Source organism: Streptomyces sp. NBC_01463 (assembly GCA_036227345.1).
In the GTDB taxonomy this organism is placed as follows: domain Bacteria; phylum Actinomycetota; class Actinomycetes; order Streptomycetales; family Streptomycetaceae; genus Streptomyces.
In genome coordinates this window covers 1,861,139-1,878,844 of the sequence record CP109468.1, presented here as the reverse complement: position 1 = coordinate 1,878,844, position 17,706 = coordinate 1,861,139, and the positions used below count along the sequence as shown (strand labels likewise).

The 17,706-nt window shown below is 72.2% G+C and carries 14 protein-coding genes; 12 read left to right on the top strand and 2 right to left on the bottom strand.

Translation table 11 applies throughout. From position 1 onward, the window contains the following. Window position 1 precedes the first annotated feature (1 nt). The 10 genes from OG521_08200 to OG521_08155 all read left to right on the top strand — a co-directional run bounded on the left by OG521_08200 (window position 2) and on the right by OG521_08155 (window position 13,965). The gene (locus OG521_08200) at window positions 2-2,386 is read left to right on the top strand and encodes a molybdopterin-dependent oxidoreductase (protein WUW20774.1); all 2,385 of its coding nucleotides are present in this window, start codon (window positions 2-4) and stop codon (window positions 2,384-2,386) included. 261 nt (window positions 2,387-2,647) lie between these two features. After that, on the top strand, window positions 2,648-4,105 hold the full coding sequence (locus OG521_08195; GenBank protein ID WUW20773.1) for an NCS2 family permease: 1,458 nt from the start codon (window positions 2,648-2,650) through the stop codon (window positions 4,103-4,105). Window positions 4,106-4,143: 38 nt separating this feature from the next. Next, window positions 4,144-5,295: an XdhC family protein gene (locus OG521_08190; protein ID WUW20772.1), complete on the top strand. Its 1,152-nt coding sequence runs from the start codon at window positions 4,144-4,146 to the stop codon at window positions 5,293-5,295. A gap of 199 nt (window positions 5,296-5,494) precedes the next feature. Next, window positions 5,495-9,247: a S8 family serine peptidase gene (locus tag OG521_08185; protein ID WUW20771.1), complete on the top strand. Its 3,753-nt coding sequence runs from the start codon at window positions 5,495-5,497 to the stop codon at window positions 9,245-9,247. Window positions 9,248-9,499: 252 nt separating this feature from the next. Next, window positions 9,500-9,802, top strand: a complete 303-nt coding sequence (locus tag OG521_08180) for an urease subunit gamma (GenBank protein ID WUW20770.1) — start codon at window positions 9,500-9,502, stop codon at window positions 9,800-9,802. Beyond that, the gene (gene ureB / locus OG521_08175; GenBank protein WUW20769.1) at window positions 9,799-10,128 is read left to right on the top strand and encodes an urease subunit beta; all 330 of its coding nucleotides are present in this window, start codon (window positions 9,799-9,801) and stop codon (window positions 10,126-10,128) included. The genes OG521_08180 and ureB overlap by 4 nt, the downstream gene beginning before the upstream one ends. Before the next feature lies 1 nt (window position 10,129). Continuing rightward, on the top strand, window positions 10,130-11,833 hold the full coding sequence (locus OG521_08170) for an urease subunit alpha (protein WUW20768.1): 1,704 nt from the start codon (window positions 10,130-10,132) through the stop codon (window positions 11,831-11,833). Next, complete coding sequence (locus OG521_08165) at window positions 11,833-12,498, top strand: urease accessory protein (protein WUW20767.1); 666 nt, start codon at window positions 11,833-11,835, stop codon at window positions 12,496-12,498. The genes OG521_08170 and OG521_08165 overlap by 1 nt, the downstream gene beginning before the upstream one ends. 97 nt (window positions 12,499-12,595) lie before the next feature. Continuing rightward, window positions 12,596-13,252, top strand: a complete 657-nt coding sequence (ureG, locus tag OG521_08160) for an urease accessory protein UreG (protein WUW26609.1) — start codon at window positions 12,596-12,598, stop codon at window positions 13,250-13,252. Then, the gene (locus OG521_08155) at window positions 13,249-13,965 is read left to right on the top strand and encodes an urease accessory protein UreD (GenBank protein WUW20766.1); all 717 of its coding nucleotides are present in this window, start codon (window positions 13,249-13,251) and stop codon (window positions 13,963-13,965) included. The genes ureG and OG521_08155 overlap by 4 nt, the downstream gene beginning before the upstream one ends. Window positions 13,966-13,990: 25 nt before the next feature. On the opposite strand, the gene OG521_08150 is transcribed toward OG521_08155, so the two are convergent. Beyond that, window positions 13,991-15,262 (bottom strand): MFS transporter, encoded by a 1,272-nt coding sequence (locus OG521_08150; protein ID WUW20765.1) that lies wholly within the window; start codon window positions 15,260-15,262, stop codon window positions 13,991-13,993. Between the two features lie 135 nt (window positions 15,263-15,397). Next, the gene (locus tag OG521_08145) at window positions 15,398-16,468 is read right to left on the bottom strand and encodes a hypothetical protein (protein WUW20764.1); all 1,071 of its coding nucleotides are present in this window, start codon (window positions 16,466-16,468) and stop codon (window positions 15,398-15,400) included. Between the two features lie 181 nt (window positions 16,469-16,649). Here OG521_08145 and OG521_08140 point away from each other — a divergent pair, with 181 nt between their 5' ends. Both OG521_08140 and OG521_08135 read left to right on the top strand, forming a co-directional pair. Then, on the top strand, window positions 16,650-17,228 hold the full coding sequence (locus OG521_08140; GenBank protein WUW20763.1) for a dihydrofolate reductase family protein: 579 nt from the start codon (window positions 16,650-16,652) through the stop codon (window positions 17,226-17,228). A gap of 49 nt (window positions 17,229-17,277) precedes the next feature. After that, on the top strand, window positions 17,278-17,682 hold the full coding sequence (locus tag OG521_08135) for a nuclear transport factor 2 family protein (GenBank protein WUW20762.1): 405 nt from the start codon (window positions 17,278-17,280) through the stop codon (window positions 17,680-17,682). Window positions 17,683-17,706 lie beyond the last annotated feature (24 nt).

Below are 17,706 nucleotides of genomic sequence, written 5' to 3'. Positions count from 1 at the left end.
GATGGGCGTTACCGGTTCCCCCACCAATATCAACCAGGGCACCCGCACCAAGGGCGGCATCGGCGAGTCCACGCTGCGCCCGGACGGAATCCTGAAGGTCACCGGCGAGTTCGCGTACTCCTCGGACATGTGGCACGAGGACATGCTCTGGGGCCACACCCTGCGCTCCACCGTCGCGCACGCCGAGATCGCCTCGATCGACACCTCCGAGGCGCTCGCCACCTCGGGCGTCTACGCCGTGCTCACCTACGACGACCTGCCGACCGCGGTGAAGAACTACGGCCTGGAGTACCAGGACACCCCCGTCCTCGCCAACGGCAGGGTCCGCCACCACGGCGAGCCGGTGGCGATCGTCGCCGCCGACCACCCGGAGACGGCCCGCCGGGCCGCGGCGAAGATCAGGATCGACTACCGCGAGCTCCCGGTCATCACCGACGAGGCCTCCGCGACCGCCCCCGACGCGATCGTCCTCCACGAGGGCCGCGACGACCACCACGCCGGCGAGGTGCCGCACCCCAACATCGTGCACCGGCAGCCGATCGTCCGCGGCGACGCGGAGGCCGCGAAGGCCCGCGCCGACGTCGTGGTCAGCGGCGAGTACGTCTTCGGCATGCAGGACCAGGCCTTCCTCGGCCCCGAGTCCGGTCTCGCCGTGCCCTCCGAGGACGGCGGCGTCGACCTGTACGTCGCCACCCAGTGGCTGCACTCCGACCTCCGCCAGATCGCCCCCGTCCTCGGCCTGCCCGAGGACAAGGTCCGCATGACGCTCTCCGGCGTCGGCGGTGCCTTCGGCGGCCGCGAGGACCTGTCGATGCAGATCCACGCCTGCCTGCTGGCGCTGCGCACCGGCAAGCCGGTCAAGATCGTCTACAACCGTTTCGAGTCCTTCTTCGGGCACGTCCACCGCCACCCCGCCAAGCTCTGGTACGAGCACGGCGCCACCCGTGACGGCAAGCTCACCCACATGAAGTGCCGCATCGTGCTGGACGGCGGGGCCTACGCCTCCGCCTCCCCGGCCGTCGTCGGCAACGCCTCCTCGCTGGCGGTCGGCCCGTACGTCATCGAGGACGTCGACATCGAGGCGCTCGCGCTCTACACCAACAACCCGCCGTGCGGGGCGATGCGTGGCTTCGGCGCCGTCCAGGCCTGCTTCGCCTACGAGGCGCAGATGGACAAGGTCGCCGCCGAACTCGGCATGGACCCCGTCGAGTTCAGGCAGCTCAACGCCATGGAGCAGGGCACCCTGCTGCCGACCGGCCAGGTGGTCGACTCGCCCGCCCCGGTCGCCGAGCTGCTGCGCCGGGTCAAGGCCAGGCCGCTGCCGCCCGAGCGCCAGTGGGAGACCGCCGGCGAGCACGCCGACGTCCGCGCGCTGCCCGGCGGACTCTCCAACACCACCCACGGCGAGGGCGTCGTGCGCGGTGTCGGCTACGCGGTCGGGCTGAAGAACGTCGGCTTCTCCGAGGGCTTCGACGACTACTCCACCGCCCGGGTGCGCATGGAGGTCATCGGCGGCGAACCCGTCGCGACCGTGCACACCGCGATGGCGGAGGTCGGCCAGGGCGGCGTCACCGTGCACGCCCAGATCGCCCGGACCGAACTCGGCGTCTCCCAGGTCACCATCCACCCGGCCGACACCCGCGTCGGCTCGGCGGGCTCCACCTCGGCCTCCCGGCAGACGTACGTCACCGGCGGCGCCGTGAAGAACTCCTGCGAGGCCGTCCGGGAACAGGTCCTGGAGATCGGCCGCCGCAAGTTCGGTACGTACCACCCCGCCTGGGCCACCGCCGAACTCCTCCTGGAGGGCGGCAAGGTCGTCACCGACGGCGGCGAGGTGCTGGCCGATCTGGTCGACGTACTGGAGGAGGAGGCGGTCGACGTCGAGCTGGAGTGGCGCCACCGGCCCACCGAGGCCTTCGACCTGCGCACCGGACAGGGCAACGGCCACGTCCAGTACTCCTTCGCCGCGCACCGCGCGGTCGTCGAGGTCGACACCGAACTCGGCCTGGTCAAGGTCATCGAACTGGCCTGCGCCCAGGACGTCGGGAAGGCGCTCAACCCGCTCTCCGTCCTCGGCCAGATCCAGGGCGGCACCCTCCAGGGCATGGGCGTCGCCGTGATGGAGGAGATCATCGTCGACCCGAAGACCGCGAAGGTGCGCAACCCGTCCTTCACGGACTACCTGCTGCCCACCATCCTCGACACCCCGACCATCCCGGTCGACGTGCTCGAACTCGCCGACGAACACGCCCCGTACGGGCTCCGTGGCATCGGCGAGGCCCCCACCCTGTCGTCCACCCCGGCCGTCCTCGCGGCGATCCGGAACGCGACGGGACTGGAGCTCAACAGGACGCCGGTACGACCCGAGCACCTCACCGGCACCTGACCGGAGCTCCTCCACAGCTCTCCGGGCGGTGCGCGCCTCCAGGGAACGTCACACTTCCTCCGCCCGCACCGCCCGGAGAACCCAAGTTCCGCACCGCTCGCGGCCCTTGAACAGTCCCACCGCAGTACCCGTTCTCTCCACTCCGCATGAACAGTTCGTCTCGGGCCGTCCCCCGGGTCGTGCCGCCAGCGCAGTCATCCCAAATCCCGCATTTCGATTCTCCATCGCGGGTGCCCCTGTGAACCTTGGGAGTCAGGCATCATGACCCAGCAGTCAGTGGAACCGAAGACCGGCGCGGAGGACGCGGGCCCCGGCTCACGCGTCCCCGCCGGAAGATCTTGGCTCGACCGGTACTTTCACATATCCGAGCGCGGATCCACCGTCGCGACCGAAGTGCGCGGCGGCGTCACGACCTTCATGGCCATGGCGTACATCCTCCTGCTCAACCCGCTGATCCTCGGCGGCAAGGACGTCGACGGCAACCTCCTCAGCCAGCCCGGGCTGATCACCGCCACCGCGCTCGCGGCCGCGGCGACCACCCTGCTGATGGGATTCGTCGGCAAGGTCCCCCTCGCGCTCGCCGCGGGACTCAGCGTCTCCGGCGTCCTGTCCTCACAGGTCGCCCCGGAGATGTCCTGGCCGCAGGCCATGGGCATGTGCGTGATGTACGGCCTGGTGATCTGCCTCCTGGTGGTCACCGGTCTGCGTGAGCTGATCATGAACGCGATCCCGCTCCCGCTGAAGCACGGCATCACCATGGGCATCGGGCTCTTCATCGCCCTGATCGGCCTCTACAAGGCCGGGTTCGTGGGGAAGGGTACCGCCACTCCGGTGTCCCTCGGCCCCACCGGTGAGCTGGCCGGCTGGCCCGTTCTCGTCTTCGCGGTGACCCTGCTGCTGATCTTCATGCTGCAGGCCCGCAACATCCCCGGCGCGATCCTCATCGGCATCGTGGTCGGCACCGTCGTCGCCGTGGTGATCAACAAGGTCGCCGACGTCGACCCGAAGATCTGGAGCAGCGGCCCGCCCGAGCTCAGCGGCTCGGCGGTCTCGTCACCCGACTTCTCGCTCTTCGGGGACGTCGAGTTCGGCGGCTGGGGCGACGTCGGCGCGATGACCGTCGGCTTCATCGTCTTCACCCTGGTGCTGGCCGGCTTCTTCGACGCGATGGCCACCATCATCGGTGTCGGTACGGAGGCCAAGCTGGCCGACGACAAGGGCCGCATGCCCGGCCTGTCCAAGGCGCTGTTCATCGACGGCGCGGGCGGTGCGATCGGCGGTGTCGCCGGCGGCTCCGGCCAGACGGTCTTCGTCGAGTCCGCGACCGGCGTCGGGGAGGGGGCCCGTACCGGGCTCGCCTCCGTCGTCACCGGGCTCTTCTTCGCCGCCTGTCTCTTCTTCACCCCGCTCACGGCGATCGTGCCGGCCGAGGTGGCCTCCGCCGCCCTGGTCGTCATCGGCGCCATGATGATGCAGAACGCCCGGCACGTGGACTGGAGCGACCGCGCGGTCGCCATCCCGGTCTTCCTGACCGTGGTCCTGATGCCGTTCACCTACACCATCACCACCGGTGTGGCGGCAGGTGTCATCTCCTGGGTCGCGATCAAGGTCGCCCAGGGCCGGGCCCGCGAGGTCGGGGCCTTCATGTGGGGGCTGACGGTGATCTTCGTCGTCTACTTCGCCCTCCACCCGATCGAGAGCTGGCTGGGCGTCAGCTGACGCACACCCCTCCACACACATCCGTCAAGGAGACCGAGATGCTGGACATCGCCGAGGAGCTCGACCGATGGGCCGGGCAGGGACGCGACTTCGCCGTGGCCACCGTCGTCGCCGTCGGCGGCAGCGCGCCCCGGCAGCCGGGTGCCGCGCTGGCCGTCGACCGTGACGGAACGGCGATCGGCTCGGTCTCCGGCGGGTGTGTGGAGGGCGCGGTGTACGAGCTGTGCCAACAGGCCCTCGAAGACGGCACGACCGTACGGGAGCGGTTCGGCTACAGCGACGAGACGGCCTTCGCGGTCGGTCTCACCTGCGGCGGCGTCATCGACATCCTGGTGACGCCGGTCCGGGCGGACGACCCCGCCCGCCCGGTGTTCGCCGCCGCGCTCGCCGCCGCGGCGCGGGGGGAGGCGGCGGCGGTCGCCCGGATCACGGAGGGTCCCGCCGACCTCCTCGGCCGGCCCCTGCTGGTCCGTCCCGACGGCAGTCACGAGGGCGGGCTCGGCGGGCACCCGGAGCTGGACCGCACCGCGGCGGCCGAGACCCGCGCGATGCTCGACGCGGGCCGCACCGGCACCCTCACCATCGGCGCGGACGGCTCGCAGTGCGGACAGCCGCTCACCCTGCTCGTCGAGTCCAGCGTCCCGCCGCCCCGGATGATCGTGTTCGGGGCCATCGACTTCGCCGCCGCGCTGGTACGGGCCGGGAAGTTCCTCGGCTACCACGTCACGGTGTGCGACGCCCGGCCCGTCTTCGCCACGAGGACGCGGTTCCCGGAAGCCGACGAACTCGTCGTCGACTGGCCGCACCGCTACCTGGCCGGGGCCGAGGTCGACGCCCGCAGCGTCCTGTGCGTCCTCACGCACGACGCCAAGTTCGACGTCCCCCTGCTGGAGGCGGCGCTGAAGCTGCCCGTCGCCTACGTCGGCGCGATGGGCTCGCGCCGCACGCACCTGGAGCGCAACGACCGGCTGCGCGAAGCCGGCGTCACCGAACTCGAACTGGCCAGGCTGCACTCGCCGATCGGCCTCGACCTCGGAGCCCGTACCCCCGAGGAGACGGCCCTGTCGATCGCCGCCGAGATAGTCGCCGACCGACGCGGCGGCAGCGGGGTCCCGCTGACCGGCGCACACACCCCGATCCACCCCAGCCGCGCCCTGGAACCGGCCGGGCGGATCGGCTCCGTGGCCTGAACCGGGGCCGCGGGCTCCGGCGGGGAAAGGGCGGTCCCGCACCCTCCGACAAGAGGGTGCGGGACCGCCCTTTCCCCGCCCCCGGGCGCTGTGGCGCAGGACGTCATCCGCCCTGATCAGACGGCGGTTCTCCGCCGCGGCGGCTTTCCGCCACCGATAGTCCATGACGAACCGGTGCGTTAACCGGTAGATCAGCTGCATGACATCCACACCCTCCACCGCCGCACGCCGGGCGAGACCCGCCCGCGCGCGGCGCCGAGCCCTCCTCATAGCGACCTCCGTCGCCCTGGTGAGCGGCGCGCTGCTGCCCGTCACGGGTTCCGCCACCGCCGCCGAGGGGCCCGCCCCGGCCGGGGGCCGGAGCAATCCGGTCCACCAGTACGACATCACCCTGGTCACCGGGGACGTGGTCCACTACGCCGACGGCGCCGGCAACCAGGACACCGTCACGGTGGACCGCCCCGACGGTGCGACGGGCGGGGTCCACGTCCAGCAGGCCGGGGACGACATCTACGTCCTGCCCGACGAGGCCGGCAGCCTGATCGCCGCCGGCAGGCTGGACCGCCGCCTGTTCAACATCTCCGCGCTCGCGAAGATGGGGTACGACGACGCGAAGTCCGCCGGCATCCCGCTGATCGCCACCTATCCGGCGGGCAAGGCCCGTTCGCTGCCCGCGGCCCCGCGCGGCAGCCGGACCGTCCGCGCGCTGGAGTCCATCCACGGCGTGGCGCTGAAGGCGGACAAGGACACCGCGCGGGCGTTCTGGGACGACATCGCGAAGACGCCCGCCGCCCGTTCGCTGGACGACGGCATCGCGAAGCTGTGGCTCGACGGCCGGGTCGAGGCGGCGCTCAAGGACTCCGTCCCGCAGATCAACGCCCCGCAGGCCTGGGCCGACGGCTTCGACGGCAAGGGCACCAAGGTCGCCGTCCTGGACACCGGCATCGACGCCGACCACCCGGACGTCAAGGACCGCGTCCTGGAGTCCAGGAGCTTCGTGCCGGGCCAGGAGGTCGACGACAAGAACGGCCACGGCACGCACGTCGCGTCCACCATCGCGGGCTCCGGTGCCGCGTCGGACGGCGTCAACAAGGGCGTCGCCCCGGCCGCGGACCTGATCATCGGCAAGGTCCTCAGCGACGAGGGCTCCGGCGCGGACTCGGGCATCATCGAGGCGATGGAGTGGGCGAAGGCGGAGGGCGCCGACGTCGTCTCCATGAGCCTCGGCTCCAGCATCCCGGACGACGGTTCCGATCCGATGGCCCAGGCCGTCGACGCCCTTTCGGCGGACGGCGGTCCGCTCTTCGTGATCGCCGCGGGCAACGCGTACGGCGCCGGCACGATCGGCTCGCCCGGCTCCGCCGACAAGGCGCTCACGATCGCCGCCGTCGACAAGCAGGACGGCCGGGCCGACTTCTCCTCCATGGGCCCGCTGACCCGCTCGTACGGCCTGAAGCCGGACCTCTCCGCCCCGGGCGTCGACATCAACGCCGCCGCATCGCAGTCGGTCCCCGGCATCGAGGGCATGTACCAGTCGATGTCGGGTACGTCGATGGCGACCCCGCACGTCGCGGGTGCCGCTGCCATCCTGAAGGAGCGTCACCCCGACTGGTCCGGTCAGCGCATCAAGGACGCGCTGATGACCTCGTCGAAGGTGCTCCCCGCCTACACCCCGTACGAGCAGGGCACCGGCCGGGTCGACGTGAAGGCCGCCATCGACACGAAGATCGAGGCCACGGGCTCCGTCGCGGTCGCTTCGTACGACTGGCCGCACAGCGCGTCCGATCCGGTGGCCGAGCGGACGATCACGTACCGCAACACCGGTACCGAGGACGTGACGCTGGATCTGGCGACGGACAGCGACGCGGACGCGTACACGCTGTCGGCGAAGCAGCTGACCGTGCCGGCCGGTTCGACCGCCGAAGCCGTCCTCTCGCTCGACCCGTCGAAGGTCCCGGTCAACACCACGTTCTCCGGGCAGGTGATCGCCAAGGACGCCTCGGGCGCCACCGTCGCGCACACCGGGTTCGCGCTGAACAAGGAGCAGGAGCTCTACGACCTGAAGCTCCAGCTGCGCGGCCGTGACGGGAAGCCGATGGACGGCCAGGTCGTCATCGCCGCCCTCGGCGACGAGAACCTGGGCGTCGTCGGCGTGGCCGGCGACACCACCCTGCGGCTGCCCCCGGGCAACTACACCGCCTGGGCCGCCGCCGACATCAAGGGCGACACGGCCGACTCCAGGGCCCTCGCCTTCCTGGCCGCACCGGAGATCATCCTCGACAGGCCGAAGACCGTGTCGCTCGACGCCTCCGAGGCCCACAAGGTCGCCGTGAAGACGCCGCAGGAGACGGAGACCCGTCAGCTGCGCTACGACATGGCACGCACAGCGCCGGACGGCACCGTCCAGCGCGACGCCTACCAGATCCCGCTGACGTACGACCAGTTGTGGGCCAGTCCCACGAAGAAGGTCACCCAGGGCAGCTTCTCCTTCCTGACCCGCTGGCGGCAGGGCGAGAAGCTGGTCGACCTGACGGCCGACGGCCGCGACGTGCCGGTCACCGTGCAGGGCGGTTCGCCCGTCGCAGAGGACAGCCGGAAGCGGCTCGACACGGTCTTCGCGGGCAACGGTGCCACCGCCGACTACCGGGGCCTGAACGCCAGGGGCAAGGCGGTCGTGATCCGCAGCAGTGACACGGTGGCACCCGCCGACCGGGCCGCTGCCGCGATCGCCGCCGGCGCCAAGGCGCTGTTCGTCGTCAACAGCGGCGACGGCGTGCTGATGGAGTCCTACGCCGACTACGGCACCACGCTCCCCATCCCGGTCGCCTCCGTCCGGCGCCTCGCCGGCGAGGATCTCGTCAGGGCCGCCCGGCGCGGCAGCAAGGTGACCGTCGAGGAGCGGAAGTTCACGCGGTACGTGTACGACCTGGTCGACCGTCACGACGGCACCATCCCGGACCGTTCGCTGGCCTTCGCCCCGTCCACCCGTCAGCTGGCGAAGGTGGAGAACACCTTCTACGGCGACCGGGCCCGGCTCGGCGGCGGCTACCGCTACGACATCCCCGACTACGGCTTCGGCATCGGCTTCGCCGAGTACGAGAAGTACCCCGCCGTCCGCACCGAGTGGGTCAACCCGCTGCCGGGCGACTCGTTCTGGTACGAGGACCACTCGGTGTACAACGAGGCCGGTACGGACACCTCGCTGGAGCAGCGCGGCACCGACATGGACTACCGGGCCGGCAGCACCACCAGGGCGGACTGGTTCGCGCCGGTCAGCCGGCCGCGTCTGGGCACCGGCTACTGGGGCCCGTTCCGGTCGGCGTACGGCGACATCCAGTACAACCTCACGCCGTGGACGGACGCGGGCGCCGGTCACTCCGGCTCCATGCCGGACAAGGAGTACGACACCGGCACGGTCGCCGTCTACCAGGGCGACACGCTGATCGACGAGGGACCGGGCCGGGCGGGTTACGTGGGGGACCTCGCACCCGAGAAGCTTCCGTACCGACTGGTCCTCGACGCCTCGCGCGACGCGGAGACCTGGAAGTCCTCGGTCCGGACGCACACCGAGTGGAACTTCGTCTCGGGCGCCCTCGACCCGGAAGGGCCGGCGCAGGCCGATATCCCGCTCCTCCAGCTGGACTACGCGGTCGACACCGACCTGGCCGGTGACGTGAAGGCCGGGAAGTGGACCGAGATCGGTCTCTCGTCCGCCACGCAGGAGTGGCTGGCGGGCGCCGTGAAGGCGTCGAAGGCCTCGCTGTCGGTCAGCTACGACGACGGGAAGTCCTGGAGCGCGGTCCAGCTGAAGAAGGACTCGGCCGGTTCGTGGACCGCCCGGTTCAAGACCCCGGAGAGGGGCGCCACGGCCGTGTCGCTCAAGGCGCACACGGAGGCCGGTGGCGGTCTCGCCGTGGACCAGGAGATCATCAGGGCCTTCGGTCTGAAGTGACCTGCTGAGCGTCGCGACCCAGGCGGCCGCGCACCCCGTTCCCGGGGTGCGCGGCCGCTTTCGCGTGTCCGCCGCGTCCTTCTTCGATCATCAAAATTTGTCTGCTTTGCCCGTATATGGCAGGTGATAACGGCAGAAAGGGACTTTTTGCGGTGCGACGGAAGTTGCCACGGCGCCGCCCGGAGGTTTATAAGAGGAACGTGGCCGAGGCGATTCCGGGAATTCCGGGGACTGCCGCCATGGAGGTTTCCCATGTTTCTGACTCCGTCCGACACGGAGAAATTGCTGCTGAGTGTTGCCGGAATGGTTGCCCGTGACCGCCGGGCGCGGGGCGTCCGCCTCAACTACCCGGAGGCCGTCGCGCTGCTCGCCTGCTGGGCGATGGAACGGGCCCGCGAAGGCGCCCGCGTCGCCGATCTCATGACCGCGGGCCGATCCGTCCTCACCCGTGCTGACGTGCTGGAAGGCGTCCCCGAGATGCTGCACGACGTCCAGGTCGAGGCCACCTTCCCCGACGGGCGCAAGCTCGTCACGATCACCGCGCCGATCCCGTGATCCCCGGCGAGGTGCGGACCGGATCCGGCATCGTGGACATCAATTCCGGCCGCCCGAAGATTCAGCTCACGGTGGTGAACGACGGGGACCGGCCCATTCAGATCGGCTCCCATTTCCATTTCTCCGACGTGAATCCCTCGCTTTCCTTCGACCGCCCGTCGGCAAAGGGATTCCGGCTCGATATTCCCTCCGGTACGTCGCTGCGCTTCGAGCCCGGCGTCGGCGCGGAGATCACCCTCGTCGCACTCGGCGGACGCGGAACGGTGCCCGGCATCGTCGTCCCCGCCGCGCCGGGGACCGGCACCGGCGCAGAGGAGGCCGACTGACATGGCACAACTGACCCGCGCCGCGTATGCGGCGCTCTACGGACCCACCACCGGCGACCGCATCAGGCTCGCCGACACCGACCTCTGGATCGAGGTCGAGGAGGACCGCTGCTTCGGCGGCGAGGAGGCCGTCTTCGGCGGCGGCAAGTCGATCCGCGAATCCATGGGCCAGGCCACCGCCTCGCGGGCCGAGGGCGCCCTCGACCTCGTCATCACCAACGTGGTGGTCCTCGACCACTGGGGCGTCGTCAAGACGGACATCGGCATCCGGGCCGGCCGGATCGTCGCCCTCGGCCGCTCAGGCAACCCCGACATCGCCGACGGCGTCCACCCGGACCTCGTCATCGGGCCCGGCACCGACGTCGTCTCCGGCGAGGGCCGCGTCCTCACCGCCGGGGCCGTCGACACCCACGTCCACTTCCTCATGCCGGAGACCCTCCACGAGGCGCTGGCCACCGGCACCACGACCGTCATCGGCGGCGGCACCGGAGCCACCGAGGGATCCAAGGCCACCACGGTCACCCCCGGCGCCTGGAACCTCGCGATGATGCACCGGTCCCTGGACCACGTCCCCCTCAACATCATGCTGTTCGGCAAGGGCTCCACCGTCGGCGAGGAGGGGCTGCGCGAGGCCGCGCTCGGCGGCGCCGGCGGCTACAAGGTCCACGAGGACTGGGGCGCCACGCCCGCCGCCATCGACGCAGCCCTGAAGGCGGCCGACGCCTACGGACTCCAGGTCGCCCTGCACGGCGACAGCCTCAACGAGGCCGGCTACGTCGAGGGGACCCTCGACGCCATCGCCGGACGCGGCATCCACGTCTTCCACGCCGAAGGCGCCGGCGGCGGCCACGCACCCGACATCATCACCGTCGCCTCCCACCCCCACATCCTTCCGGCGTCCACCAACCCGACGCTCCCGCACACCGTCAACACCGTCGACGAACACCTCGACATGCTGATGGTCTGTCACCACCTCAACCCGCGCGTCCCCGAGGACCTGGCCTTCGCCGAGTCCCGCATCCGCGCCACCACCATCGCGGCCGAGGACGTCCTCCACGACATCGGCGCCCTCTCCATCACCTCGTCCGACGCCCAGGCGATGGGCCGGATCGGTGAGGTCGTCTGCCGCACCTGGCAGGTCGCCCACGTCATGAAGCAGCGCTTCGGGGACCGCGGCAGCGCCCTGCCCGCCGACAACGAACGGGCCCGCCGCTACGTCGCCAAGTACACGATCTGCCCCGCCGTCGCCCACGGCATCGACCACGTCGTCGGCTCCGTCGAGCCGGGCAAGCTCGCCGACCTGGTGCTCTGGGACCCCGCGTTCTTCGGCATCCGCCCCGCAGCCGTCATCAAGGGCGGCATGGTCGTGTACGCACCCCTCGGCGACGCCAACGCCGCGATCCCCACCACCCAGCCCGTGCTGCTGCGCCCCACCGCCGCCGCCGGAGCCGCCCCGCACCTCTCCGTCAGCTTCGTCGCCCCGGCCGCCCTCGCCGACGGTCTCGCCGAACGCCTCGGACTCGTACGCGAACTGGTCGCCGTGCGCCCCACCCGCCACCTGACCAAGGCCGATCTGCCGAACAACACCGCGCTCCCGGCCATCGACGTCGACCCGGAGACCTTCGCCATCCGCATCGACGGGGAGCTCGTCGAGCCGTCGCCCGCCACCGAACTGCCGCTGACCCAGCGGTACTCCATGTTCTGATGGCGTCCCTGGCCTCGCTCCTGCTCGGCGACGGACGGCTCCCGGTCGGCGCGTACACCTACAGCGCGGGCCTGGAGCCGGCCGTCGCCGCGGGCCTCACCCGCGACCGGATCCCCGCGCTCCTCAGGTCCCGGCTGCACACCACCGCCGTCACCGAGGCGGCCGCCGCCGTCCTCGCCCTGCGGGCCGCCGGGCGGGACCCGGCCGACTACCGGCCCGTGCAGGACGCGCTCGCCGCCCGGACGCCCGCCGCCCCGCAGCGGGAGGCGTCGGCGACGCTCGGCCGGGGCGTGCGGCGGCTCGCCCGGCGGCTGGCCCCGGACCATCCGGCGGTCGCCGCACTCGCGGCCCTGGACTCCCGTCCCCTGCGGCCGGTCGCACTCGGCGCCCTCGGAGCCGTACTCCGGGTCACCGATGAGGAACTGGCGCACGCCGTCGTCTACGACGAGCTCCAGACCATCGCGTCGGCCGCACTGAAACTCCTGCCCGGCGACCCGCTCGACTCGGCCGCCTGGATCCTCGCCGCCGCACCCGACGCGGCCCGGGCGGTGACCACCGCCCTCGCCGTACGGAGCCCGGACCGGCTGCCCGCCCGTACGGCCCCGCTCACCGAACAGTGGGCGCTCGAACACGCACGACGCGAACGGAGACTCTTCCTTGCCTGACAACTCCCTGCCCCACAACTCCTCGCCCGACAACGGCACCACCCCCGCCCCGCAGCCCAACCCCCACTTCCACGAGCCGCTCAACCAGCCCCGCGCCCTGCGCCTCGGTGTCGCGGGACCGGTCGGCACCGGCAAGAGCTCCATCCTGGCCACCCTGTGCCGCGAACTCGCCGGCGAACTGTCCATGGCCGTCGTCACCAACGACATCTACACCGACGAGGACGCCCGCTTCCTGCGCTCGGCGGGCGTCCTGCCCACCGAACGCATCCGCGCGGTCGAGACCGGCGCCTGCCCGCACACCGCGATCCGCGACGACGTCAGCGCCAACCTGGACGCCGTCGAGGACCTGGAGGAGGCGTACGGGCCGCTGGACCTGGTCCTCGTCGAGAGCGGCGGCGACAACCTCACCGCCACCTTCAGCCCCGCCCTCGCCGACGCGCAGCTGTTCTGCATCGACGTCGCGGGCGGCGGCGACGTCGCCCGCAAGGGCGGACCCGGCATCGCCCGCGCCGACCTCCTGATCATCAACAAGACGGACCTCGCGCCCTATGTGGAGGTGGACGTGGCCGCCATGGTCGCCGACGCCGGGGCGGCCCGCGGCGGGCTCCCCGTCCTCGCCCTGTCCAGGAAGGACCCGGCCTCCGTCGCCGAACTCGCCGACTGGGTGCGGGCCCTGCTCGCCCGCCACCGTTCGGGCAGCCATGTCCCCACCGATCCCGGCCCGATGGCGCCCCACAGCCACAGCCACTCGTGAACGAACCGGTGGCCGTCGGCGTCGAGCGCGACGCCACGGGCCGTCATCTGGCGCGCGAACTGCGGCCCGGTGCCTTCCTCGCCCCGCGCCCGCTGCTGCCGGCGGCCGACCGGATCCGGATCGCCCTCGTCGGCACCCGGGCCGGACTGCTCGCGGGCGACGAGCTCGGGCTGCGGATCTCGGTCGGCCCCGGCGCCCGCCTGGAGCTCGTCGAACCGGCCGGGCTCGTCGCCTACGACCACCGGGGCGGCAGCTCCCGCTGGCAGGCCCGGGTGGATGTCGCCGAGGGTGGCGAACTCCTGTGGTGCGGACTGCCGTTCGTGGTCTCCGCCGGGGCGGACGTCGAGCGCGACATGGACGTCCGGCTCGCCGCCGGCGCCCGGATGCTGTGGCGCGACACCCTGGTGCTCGGCCGCTCCGGCGAACGCGGCGGAAGCGTGCGGGCGACGACCCGGGTGACGTACGACGGCCGGGAACTCCTCGTCGAGGACCTCGACCTGACCGACCCGGAACTGCGCGAACTGCCCGGCGTTCTCGGCCCCCACCGCGTCATCGGCGCCGTCACCGCACTCGGCAGGACCCCGCCGGGGCCGCCGCACCCCTACCGCACCGGCCTGGCGGGCCCCGGCGCACAGGTCCGGCTGCTGGACACGGTCGCCCCGGCCGTGGACGCGGAACTGACCGCGGTCTGGGAGTCCTGGGCCGGCGGCTGAGACGCGGAGCCCCGGCGCGGCCCGGTCAGACTCCGCCCACCGCGTCCGGGGCCTTTGATCCCGAGGGCTTCGCGGTCCGGCGGCGGCGGGCACCGCCCCGGGCCACCGCCGCCGCGCACAGCAGTGCCGGAGCCGCCGCCAGGGCGAAGCACAGGGCGAGCGGCAGCCGGTCGACCAGCAGACCGACCGCGGCGGTGCCGCCCGCCGACCCGGCGTTGAACGCGGTGTTCACCCAGGCGCCCGCCTGGGTGCGCCGGGCCGCGTCCACCGACTCGTCGGCGATCAGATACGCGGTCGTGAGCGCGGGCGCGACGAAGAGCCCGGCAACCGCGACCAGCGCGGCCAGCACGTACAGATGCGGTGACATCCCGGCCGCCAGCAGCGCCGCGCCCAGCGCGGCGGCCACCACCGGCAGCCGTGCCCGGCTCGACGACCGCCACCGGACCGCCCCGTAGGCCAGCCCGCCGACGGCGCTTCCGGCCGAGAGCGCGGCCAGCACCCAGGACACGGCCGCCGCCTGGTGGAGCCGCTCGGTGAACGCCACCACCAGCAGATCGAGCGCGCCGAGGCAGAGCCCCACGCCGGCCGTCACCAGCACCGCGTTCCGAAGGTCGGCGATGCCGTGCAGGCGCAGCCGGGGCGCGCCGGGTGCGCCGGCCCGGGGCTGTCCGGTGCGCGCACGGGGCACCGCCGGGGACGTCGCCAGCCCCGCCGCGCCCACGAACACGAGCACCGCGCCGGCCAGCACCCCGGCCGCCGGCACGGTGAACGTCACCACGATCCCCACCAGCAACGGGGCGGTGACGTACATCAGTTCCTCGGCGACCCCGTCCAGGCTGTACGCGCGCTGCAACAGCTCCCGGTCGGGGACGAGGCTGCTCCACAGCGCCCGCATGACCGGACCGAGCGGCGGGGTGCAGGCGCCCGCCGCCGTGCTGAGCCCGCCCAGGAGGAGCGCCGGGGCGCCGGGATTCCAGGTGGCCAGGGCGATCACGGCGAGCAGCGCCGCGTACAGCCCCGCCATGGGCGGCAGGACCCGGCGCGGCCCGTACCGGTCGATCAGGGCCGCACGGGCGGGCGAGAGGGAGACGCTCGCGACGCCGAACAGGGCCATGGCGCCGCCGGCCACGGAGTACGAACCCGTGGCGGCCTTGAGCGCGAGCAGAAGGGAGAGAGGGGCGATGCCGTACGACAGCCGCCCCAGCAGGGCGGCGGCGAAGGGGCGCGCGGCGTGGGGGGTTCGGAGCACGGCGGCGTACGAGGGCGCGCGCGAAGGCGCGGGAGAAGACGTGAGCACGATGACATTCCTCGTGAGGGCAGCGCGGAGAACCTGCGCTGCGGGCATGCGGGGACACCGGAGTGCCGCACCCGTGGCAACGGGTGCGGTCAGCGCGGGGTCCTACGCACGAGGAGATGACATGCGGGCAAATTATCAGAGCGGGAGCCGCGGCGGCAGTGGGCGCTGTCCGGCGATGTCCGGGTTGGCCGCCAGAACGTTCTCCACGGCCTCGTCCAGCCGAGGCAGGAACCGGAGGACCTCGTCGCGCCGCTCCAGCAGACCGGCGGTACCGGTGATCCCGGTCAGGTCGGCCACCGCCGCCCGGAACGCCGGGAGCCGTTCGGCGTGCAGCGCGGGGTCGTCCACGGCCAGCACCGTGTGGCAGCGGGCGAGGGTCGCGACGATCCAGAAGACGGCCTCGCGGTGCTCGCCCCGGCCGATCAGCTCCAGACTGCCGTCGACCGCGATGGGCCGGGCCTGCTCGGTGAGGTCGCTGCTGAAGAAGAACGGCGTGCGCGCCACCGGGACCGTGGCGTCGAACGTCCGGGTCAGCTCGCCCGCATGGTGCCGCACCAGCTCCGCGGACACGTCGGCGCAGCCGAGCAGCTCCAGCAGTTCCCGGTACAGGTGAGGCTGCCCGTACGCGGTGAGGACGTCGCGCGCGGCCCGGTACCGCAGCCGGACGGTGGGGTTGCGCAACGCCGCGACCAGCAGGACGTGGGTGGTGACCCCGGTGGGGAACATCCAGGCCGGCACCTGCTCGTGAAAGGGGACGGTCCCGTCGAACGCGGCGAGGCGGCCCTCGACGCGCCGGCGGGCGTCCAGGCAGCGCCGCCGGACCCAGTCCGGCTCGGCGAACCGGGGCGCGACGGCCGCGTACAGGGCACGCAGCCCGCCGGTGGGGTCGTCGATGACGGTGTCGACCCGGAAACTGCCCGCCAGATGGTACGAGGAGAGCACCGTCCCGGCGTCGCGCAGCTCCGCCCACGGCACGTAGGTGATCTCCAGCAGGGCGCCCTCGTAACGGAGTTTGCCGGGCTTCGCGGGCGGGTCGTCCTCCTCCGTGACGACCACGACGTCGACGTCCGACGACGGCGCCAGCCGGGCGTCGTCCGCCCGGCCGACCGTCGACCCGCTGAAGTACGCCCCGCGGTATCCGGGGGCCGAGCGGGCGTGGCCGGCCACCCAGCGCACCGCGGCGGCGCGTGCCGCTCCGACTCTCACGTGCGCAACTCCTCGGGGACGGTGGCGGGCGGCTCCGGGCACCGCGCCTTCCCCGACTCCTACGGGGTGCGCCCGCCGTTCGTCAAGGCCTTCCCCGAGTTCCCGTGTCCGTGCGCCGCTGCCGGGTATGGTCGGTTTCGTTCCGCAGACCCGTCCCTGACGCTCCATGGTGAGGTTCGCGATGAGGAAGATCATCTACTCCATGTCCATGTCCCTCGACGGCTTCATCGAGGGTCCGGACCGGGACATCAGCTGGCACCTGGTCGACGAGGAACTGCACCGCTACTTCAACGAACGGATCGCCGCGATGGGCGGGTTCCTGGACGGCCGGGTCGTCCACGAACTGATGGCGGACTTCTGGCCCACCGCCGACCAGGACCCCGCCAACGCCGGGCCGATGGCCGATTTCGCCGTCATCTGGCGGAACATGCCGAAGTACGTCTACTCCCGGACACTGGAGCGGGCGGACTGGAACACCACGGTCGTCCACGAGGTCGTGCGCGAAGAGGTCATGGCGCTGAAGGAACAGCCCGGCGGAGACCTGTCGGTCGGCGGCGCCGGCCTCGCCGCGTCCTTCGCGGAGCTCGACCTGATCGACGAGTACTGGGTCTACGTCCACCCGGTCCTCATCGGCCGCGGCAAGCCCATGTTCCCCTCGGCGGACACCCTGACCGCGCTGCGGCTCACGGGGACCCGGACCTTCGGCAACGGGGTCGTGGAGCTGCGGTACGAACGCGCCGGAACGCCGTCGCGGGACTGAGCGCCGCGGGCGTACCGTCGGGGCCGTCCGTACCGGCGAAGGGAAGCGCATGGCACTGGAGACCGATGACCGCCTGGCGGTCATGGAACTGATCGCCCTGCACGGGCACCTGGTCGACGACGGTGAACTCCACCGGCTGGAGGAGCTGTTCACCGACGACGTCGTCTACGACATCACGGACCTCGGGCACGGTTCACTGATCGGCGTGGACGCCTTCCGGGACGCGGCGCTCGCCATGGGCGCGCTCAACCCGGTCGGGCACCACGTCACGAACATCGTGCTCACCGACCTCGGCGACGGCCGGGTGGCCGCCCGCTCCAAGGGCATCGGCGTCAACGCCGACGGCACCAGCGGCAGCGTCACCTACGAGGACCTGGTCGTGCGGGGCGAGCGCGGCTGGCGCATCAGCTACCGCAAGGTCATCGCCCGGCGCACGCCGCTCAGCGCCTCGTGAGGCGCCCGCCGGACGGCGGGGCGC